At 67.8% G+C, this 205-nt stretch carries 1 protein-coding gene; it reads right to left on the bottom strand.

Annotated elements, in window-relative coordinates; all coding sequences use genetic code 11:
- The coding region (locus tag FSV73_RS25490) for a methyl-accepting chemotaxis protein (protein WP_145013151.1) at nucleotides 1–205 on the bottom strand (205 nt) is incomplete at both ends.

Raw genomic sequence — 205 nt, 5'->3', positions numbered from 1 at the left:
GGCCAGGGCATCGGCCGACAGCCGTACGTCACCGATGATCTGGTTCAGCTTGCCGACGGTGCCATTGACCGACTGCTTGAGGTCCAGCAGCTGGCCCTGGTAGTCACCGCGCACGGTGCGGCTCAGGTCGCCCTGGGCCAGACCGGCCATCACGTCCATGGCCTCGCTGACCGGCGCCACGATGGCGTCCAGGGTGCCGTTGATG

Source organism: Pseudomonas oryzihabitans, from assembly GCF_007665395.1.
Classification (GTDB): domain Bacteria; phylum Pseudomonadota; class Gammaproteobacteria; order Pseudomonadales; family Pseudomonadaceae; genus Chryseomonas; species Chryseomonas psychrotolerans_C.
This window is presented reverse-complemented; position numbering and strand designations above follow the sequence as displayed.